Source organism: Chryseobacterium sp. 2TAF14 (assembly GCF_052115105.1).
Taxonomy (GTDB): domain Bacteria; phylum Bacteroidota; class Bacteroidia; order Flavobacteriales; family Weeksellaceae; genus Chryseobacterium.
In genome coordinates this window covers 1-7,497 of record NZ_JBFRGA010000141.1, presented here as the reverse complement: position 1 = coordinate 7,497, position 7,497 = coordinate 1, and the positions used below count along the sequence as shown (strand labels likewise).

General features: G+C 34.5%; 4 protein-coding genes and 1 pseudogene. 1 reads left to right on the top strand and 4 read right to left on the bottom strand.

Going from position 1 to position 7,497, the window contains the following annotated elements:
- Positions 1-296 precede the first annotated feature (296 nt).
- Positions 297-986, bottom strand: coding sequence for a phosphatase PAP2 family protein (locus tag AB4Y90_RS13185; RefSeq protein ID WP_441558027.1), 690 nt, complete (start codon positions 984-986; stop codon positions 297-299).
- Between the two features lie 612 nt (positions 987-1,598).
- On the opposite strand from AB4Y90_RS13185, the gene AB4Y90_RS13180 reads away from it, so the two are divergent.
- Positions 1,599-5,516 (top strand): T9SS type B sorting domain-containing protein, encoded by a 3,918-nt coding sequence (locus AB4Y90_RS13180; protein WP_441558026.1) that lies wholly within the window; start codon positions 1,599-1,601, stop codon positions 5,514-5,516.
- Between the two features lie 72 nt (positions 5,517-5,588).
- Here the strand turns inward: AB4Y90_RS13180 and AB4Y90_RS13175 are convergent, their stop codons facing one another.
- From AB4Y90_RS13175 to AB4Y90_RS13165, 3 genes and pseudogenes are all read right to left on the bottom strand, one after another.
- On the bottom strand, positions 5,589-6,647 hold the full coding sequence (locus AB4Y90_RS13175; RefSeq protein ID WP_441558025.1) for a diphosphomevalonate/mevalonate 3,5-bisphosphate decarboxylase family protein: 1,059 nt from the start codon (positions 6,645-6,647) through the stop codon (positions 5,589-5,591).
- Positions 6,648-6,682: 35 nt separating this feature from the next.
- Positions 6,683-7,099 carry a hypothetical protein gene (locus AB4Y90_RS13170; RefSeq protein WP_441558024.1) on the bottom strand — a complete coding sequence of 139 codons (417 nt, stop codon included), beginning with the start codon at positions 7,097-7,099 and terminating at the stop codon, positions 6,683-6,685.
- 19 nt (positions 7,100-7,118) lie between these two features.
- Positions 7,119-7,497 (bottom strand): annotated as a pseudogene (locus AB4Y90_RS13165) (AMP-dependent synthetase/ligase); the annotation flags it as partial.

Below are 7,497 nucleotides of genomic sequence, written 5' to 3'. Positions count from 1 at the left end.
GAACGCATTGAGCAAGCCGATTCTGAAGAAATTGCCGAAGCCGAAGAAATGATTGAGGAAGGAAAAAAAGAAGATGGAGAGCGTGATGCAGTTGTAACTGAAGATTAATAATTAAGTGAAAAAAATCTTAGATAATATGAAAATAATTTGTCTCGCAGATTGTACAGATTTAGCAGATTAATATCTCTGCTTTTAATCCGCTAAATCTGTACAATCTGCGAGAATTATATAAAAAATGATTAAAAAAAAATCAAAAGGCAATACAGAATTTAAATTAATAAAACTTAAAAAGGTTATTATTGAATCTGTTTATTTTTACTTCTGAGGTAAAGGCTGCTTGTAACCATCACGAAAAGCACTCCGACGATGAATCCTCCAATTACATCCGTAAACCAATGTGCACCTAAATAAATACGCGAAACAGCTCCCAAAACAATCATTGCAGAACAGATTGATGAAATGAGTATTTTCCAGGATAATTTTAAAATGCCGGAAGAAATGGCAATCACCATTAATGTTCCGAAGAATGCGGTATAAAACAAAACATGCCCACTCGGAAAGCTCTGATAATGCGTTTCTTCTACAATTCTCACAAAATCTGTCGTAGGTCTGGGACGGTCGATAAGCATTTTTAAAACGTAGCTTACGCCACCCGATAAAAGACATGACAAAACAAAAAAACCTTCTTTTATATATTTGAAAGCAAAGAAAATTACAGAAAGTACTACAACCATAATTCCTGCAACATACACCGTTCCCAGCCAACTGAAACCTTTCATCAGAATATCTAAAATTGCACTTGGATCTTCCTGTAATTCCTGAGAAACAAGAAGATCCCAGGATTTAGGAGAAGAATCGACCACATAAAAACTCAACAGGAGAAAAACCACGATAAAAAAAATAGAAAAACACAGAAAAAGTGTTTTTCTTTTATCTTTGAGATACGTTGAAAAATGGTTTAGAAACTCTTTATTTTTGAATATCATATTTGAATTTTTTTGTTGGATGATCTTTTCTTCAGCATCATTTTTTGACCGCCTGGAAAAGCAGACAAAAATCTTGCAGTTTTTGTGTTTTCCCCAAAAAATATTTTTTAATAAATACTTGTCTTTAAGGTTTTCATAAATAATCTGGGTTCGGGATAAGGATAATTTTTATTAGTTATTGATTCCGAACTCAGATTTAAATTATTTAATAAATTTGAATTTTCGATTATTTACGAAGTTAATGTTTGCAAAATTTTTCAATTATATAAATTAGTGATAATCATATAATAATGCAATATTATTTTTAAAAAATAAATTTCTTCTTTATTTAAAAACACTACTCAGTTTTTTCACATTTATAAATAAATTTTAGGAATATTAGAATTCATTTAAGATTGCACTCTACTTTATAATCTTCATAGCTTTAAATCTTTATAATAATACCCTGAAAAATTTAGAATTTTAAAATAATTTGAAATATTTCTGAAAAATATAAAAAAAACATCACTTGTGTGATTTATGTCACCTGTTTTTTTAAATCATAAATAATACTTTTGATATCAGATTGTATTTATAATAATTAATTACAACAATTACTAAAACAGACGAATGATGAAAAAACAACAAATTTTATTTTTATTTTTAATTTTATTTTCTGTAAATATCTTTGCACAAAGAGATACCGAACATTGGATAGCACCTTATTTTGATTCTTATGGCGACCCATTTGCTCATGTTCTTTATTTTTCAACCGATTCGACAGCTCCATTTGAGGTTAAAATTTTTAGTAATAACAATCAGATAGGCAGTGTAATGGTAAGTAAAAATAATCCTCAAACGTTTACTTTACAAGAACAACTTATTAAAGTAGGAAATCCCTTACAGGCGGCAACTCCTCTTAATTTAGKGATCCATACAAAGGGAGACAAACCTTATTTTGTAAGTTTGAGAATGGCCAGATTTAATCACGCCGAAATTCTTACCTCTAAAGGCAAGGCAGGGATTGGAACAACTTTCTATGTTGCATCTACACCTTTAATGCTTGACGACCCTACAGAAAACTTTACCTGCGGAATAATGGCAACCGAAGATAATACTACCGTAACTATATCTGGCTATAATCAGAACGTACAATTTGTAAATATGCCAAATCCTTCCGCAGCAATTACTGTTACTTTAAACAAAGGACAGTCTTATTTGCTTGCAGGATTAGCAAATATTAATGCAAATAAAGCCGGATTTATTGGGGCTAAAGTTGTAGCAAATAAACCTATATCGCTTACTAACGGAAATTCTAACGGAAATTTTGCTACGTTACAGCCACTTTTTTATAACGGTACCGATTTAATTTTAGATCAATCAGTTCCTACAGAACGTCTTGGAAATGAATTTGCGATGGTAAAAACCCTATCATTAGCTTCTGATGATGACAATATGGAAGGAGGAATAATCGTTGCTACCGAAAACAATACGCAGATTTTTCTGAATAATGAAACTACGCCTGCTGCTACAATTAATGAAGGTGATTTTTTTAGAATTCTTGCCAATAAATATGTTGATCAAGGAAGCGCACATTCTAATATATATGTACGCACAACTAAAAATGTGTATTTATACCAGCTCATCGGTGTTGGGTTTGATGATGTTACCGGAGGTTTCAATTACATTCCCCCTTTAAACTGTTTTTTACCAAAAAAAATTGATGAAATTGGAAAGATCAGTGAAATGCCCAACGTTACCGCTTCTATCACATTAAAATTAAACATTTTAACAGAAGCAGGTGCTGCTGTTACTGTAAATGGGGTAACTCCTACCGCAGCTCAAGGGCCTTTTCCACTTTCAGGAAACACTCAATGGGTAACCTATGCAATACAAGGAATAACCGGAAATGTTACCATTAATTCTACAAAAGCAGTAACAGCAGGAGTTAACGGAGGGTATGATGCAGCCGGTTATGGCGGTTACTTTGCAGGCTTCTCTTCTGTTCCTGCAATTTCTAAAACAGGGGATTGTATTCCGGGAATTGTTTTGCAAGTAGATGATAACTATGATAGCTATCAGTGGCTGTTAAACGGAAACCCTATTCCCGGAGCTACTGCCCATACTTTTACGCCCACTGTTGGTGGTAATTATACTGTAAGAGTAACAGCAGGAACCTGTGTTCCTGTAACAACACCTGTATTTAAAGTATTCAGTTGTACACATAAGTCAACAAAAAATCTGACGATCTGTCATGATCCCGTATCTATTACCCCTGCATTTACAGTTTCTACACAAACCTTTGTTCCGGCTACCGTTTCTATTGTTACACAACCTTTAAACGGTACAACAAATATAGATGCAAACGGTATAATCACTTATACACCAAATCCTGGGTTTTTCGGGAATGACACTTTTGTTTATAAATTTTGTGGAAATGCTCCGGAGTTTATAGATTGTGAAGAAGTTACGGTTAATCTTACAGTGTCTCAACAGCTGAATGTACAAAATACAAGCATAGCTCAATGTTCAAATATTTTTGATCTTACTACTGCCGAGCCAAATATTACTGCAACTCCGGGAGCTACCTTTACCTATTACGAAAATCAGGCGGATGCCTTAGCCGGAAATACCAATACAATAGCCAATCCTATGACTTACACTCCGGGGAGCACTACTGTTTTTGTAAGAGTAAAATCGGGTACTTGTTTTGCAATTGCAGAATTACTGCTTAGTATTGTTCCGGCAATTACACCTGTAATCACAAGCTCATCTGCAACAATCTGTACAGGAGGAAATGTTACTCTTTCTTCCAATCAGGCAACAGGAAATACCTGGTCAACAGGCGAAACTACACAGGTTATTACGATAACTGCACCCGGAACTTATACACTTACCACTAATAATGGAGATTGTRGTGGCTCTGCTTCCGTAACTATCGCTCAAGATGTTGATCCAAATGTGCAGATAACCGGAAACTTAATAATCTGCAACGGTTTCAATACAGTTTTGACCGCAACAGCAAACGGCACAGGAAACACCTTTGCATGGTCAAATGGTACAAACGGACCTGTAAATACGGTTGCTGCACCAGGAACCTATACTGTTACTGTCACAACTCCTGCGAACTGTCAATACCAACAATCTGTAAATGTTACACAAAGTATTGATCCGAATGTGCAAATCACAGGCAATTTAATGTTATGTCCTGGTTCTAATACAACGTTAACAGCAACAGCAGACGGTACAGGGAATATCTTTGTATGGTCAAACGGTACAAACGGACCTGTAAATACAGTCGCCGTTCCTGGAAATCATACGGTAACCGTAACTACACCAGACGGATGTCAGTATCAAAAAACGGTAACAATTAATGCTGCTCTTCCAATTACAGTGAATATTGCTGTTCCCGGACAAATTAACTGTACAACTTCACAGGTTACTTTAGATGCAACAGCTTCAGTTTTTAATATGGGATCTACATTTCTGTGGACTACAGCAGGCGGCGGCAATATCGTAGCGGGGGCAAACACCTTAACACCAACAGTAGATAATGGAGGAAATTATACGCTTACTATTACAAGTGAAGCAGGCTGTATACAACAATCAACGGTAACTGTAGTTAAAAATACAACGCCGCCAACAGTTGTATTAACTGCTCCTCGACATATAATCTGTAATGGTGAATCTGTTGTACTTACCGCAAACGGAGCCGTAACCTATAACTGGGCAACATTACAGGGCAACGGAAATATGCAGACTGTTTCCCCGACTGCAACAACAACTTTTACCGTAGAAGGTATAGCAGCAAATGGGTGTAAGGCTCAGACAAATATTACCATTGAAGTAATTCCTGAAATCATTTCTACATTACAGGATGTTGAAATTTGTGAAGGAGACAAAACAATATTAGATGCAGGAGCAGGACAAAACTATACCTATCTTTGGAATACAGGAGAAACTACACAAACGATCATTGTAGAACAAGCCGGAGTTTACACCGTAACGATAAACAACGGTGCCTGTACAAAAACAATCACTTCTACTCTTTCCTACATTGCTGCTCCGGAAATTTCAGAAGTAATTTATGATGATGATGCTTTAACGATAATCGTCAAAAACAGCGGAGTTACAGGTTTGGAATATTCTATTGACAATGGCATAACATGGCAGACATCGAATATTTTCAGAAATGTTCTCAGAAATACACAATATACCATAAGAGTAAGAAACAAAGGAGCAGCTTGTGACACAGTAACAGAATATTATACATTCTTTATGGTAAATACCATCACTCCAAACGGAGATGGAAGAAATGATACTATAGATTTTAATAAAGTGGTTGGATTTGAAAATTTCAAAGGAGAAATATTTGATCGATATGGCAGAGTAATATTTAGAATAAATTCGTCAAACCCTGTGTGGAATGGAAAAGAATTGGGCAGACCAATTCCTACAGCTACTTATTGGTATAAGTTATCATGGGTAAGTTCTTTTTCAAAAAAACAGGTGACTGCAACCGGATGGATTTTACTAAAAAACAGAAACTAATTCATCATCAGTTTTTTATATGCGAAGCCCTTTCCAATTGGAAAGGGTTTTGCTATTGATTGCTTATCGCTTCTAAAACTTCATCACATCCTTCACTACCCCGTTTTTCTGGGTATGTTGCAGCAATTCGGCTTCAATGAAAGCTTTTATTTTTTCTTCCGAACCGTCATTTGGAAACAATAGATGAACATTTGCACCTGCATCCAAAGTGAAGAATAATGGCAAATTTGTTTTTTTTCTAAAATCCCAGATTTTATTGATAACTTCTAAAGTCCCTGTTTTCATTAAAATAAAAGCAGGATCACTCATCATCATCATGGCGTGAAGCGTCAATGCTTCGTGTTCCACTAATTTTATAAATTCTTCCATGTTGCCAGATTTCAGGATTTCTTTCATCGGAACAAAGTTTTCCCTTGCTTCCTGGAACCTTCTTTCTGCATACGGATTGGTATTCATCAAACCATGCCCAACCGTTGAAGAAACACTTTTTACACCTTCATGGATCAGCAAAACCCAATCATTAAAATCTTTGAAAACATCATGAATCTCAGAATTAGGATATTGTACCGCAAACAGATCTGAACTTCCTGAAACCTCATCAGATTCGCCCCAAACAACCAGTCCGTTGTAAAGGCTTCTGCATGCGCTTCCACTTCCTAATCTTGCTAAAAAAGATGCTTTTGTTAAAGATTCTTCATCAGAATTTTTTCCGGAAAAACTTTCATCCATTTTCATCAGGCATTTTGCGATCGCTCCAAAACCTGATGCAGAACTTGCAATTCCTGAGCTGTGAGGAAATGTATTTTCGGTTCTGATAATATATTTTCCTTTTAAAATCCAAGGTAGATATTGCTCAATATTTTTGAAATATTTTTCGATTTTTTCAGCAAATTTTGCTTCTTCGTTTCCTGCAAGAAAAGTCTGAACAGAAAATGGCTCATTTGCCTGAAATTCCATTTCCGTATTTGTTTTGCAATGATTTAATGTAAAACTGATACTTGGATTTGCCGGAATCTGGTCTTTATATTTTCCCCAATATTTGATTAAGGCAATATTTGACGGACAGCTTTCTGAAACCGTTTGTGAATGTATGTTAAATTCTTTCTTTCCTAAAAACTCTTGTGTTGTCATAGTTTTAGTTTAAAATGATAAACTTATTTTTAACTTTAGCTGTTAAAATATTTTATTAATTCTTGATCCTCTTCTACGATATGATCTGTAATATGAAAAACTTCTTTAATCCAAGGATGCTTTAATGCTTCTTGTCTTTGTAATATTTTACCCAAAATTTCAGAATTCCAAGGAGATTCTTCACCATCTAAAATACTTACATTCCAATTTTCATTATCAAACCATAATTTAAACAAAAATGAAGTTCTACTTTCCGGAATTTCGTCTGTTCCCCAATCTCCCAAAGATACCAACCCCAAAACTTCTTTATCATCATGATCTTTGGTAAAACGAATATAATAAATTGCAAAAGCATTATCATTTTCGTATACAAAACGTGTGAGTTTTACAGTTGTATTTCCACAACAATCACAAATTTCATTAAGTGGTTCCTCAAATTCAATTTCAAGCATATTTTATAATAAAAATACTTTAATACATTTCCTCTATAATATCTGCATATTTTTTCAGCACGATATTTCTTTTAATTTTTAAAGTAGGAGTAATTTCTCCACTGCCTATTTCAAATTCAGCAGGCATTAAAGTGAACTTTTTCACCTTTTCGAAGTCAGAAAGATGCTGTTGCAATTCATTGATTTTCTCTTTGTAAAAATCGATTATTTCTTTCTTTTTTACAAGTTCTTCCCAGTTCGTAAACTGGATATTTTTTTTCTTAAGATAATCGCTCAAAAATTCAAAATTCGGAACAATTAAAGCAGAAACAAACTGTTTTCCTTCTGCAATCAAAACAATCTGCTGGATGAAATTATTATTGGTCAGCAAATTTTCGACCATTTGCGGGGCAATATAT

Excerpts from the sequence above, each read along its gene's own strand:
- AB4Y90_RS13170 (WP_441558024.1), bottom strand. The coding sequence starts at position 7,099 with ATGCTTGAAATTGAATTTGAGGAACCACTTAATGAAATTTGTGATTGT.
- AB4Y90_RS13175 (WP_441558025.1), bottom strand. The coding sequence starts at position 6,647 with ATGACAACACAAGAGTTTTTAGGAAAGAAAGAATTTAACATACATTCA.
- AB4Y90_RS13185 (WP_441558027.1), bottom strand. The coding sequence starts at position 986 with ATGATATTCAAAAATAAAGAGTTTCTAAACCATTTTTCAACGTATCTC.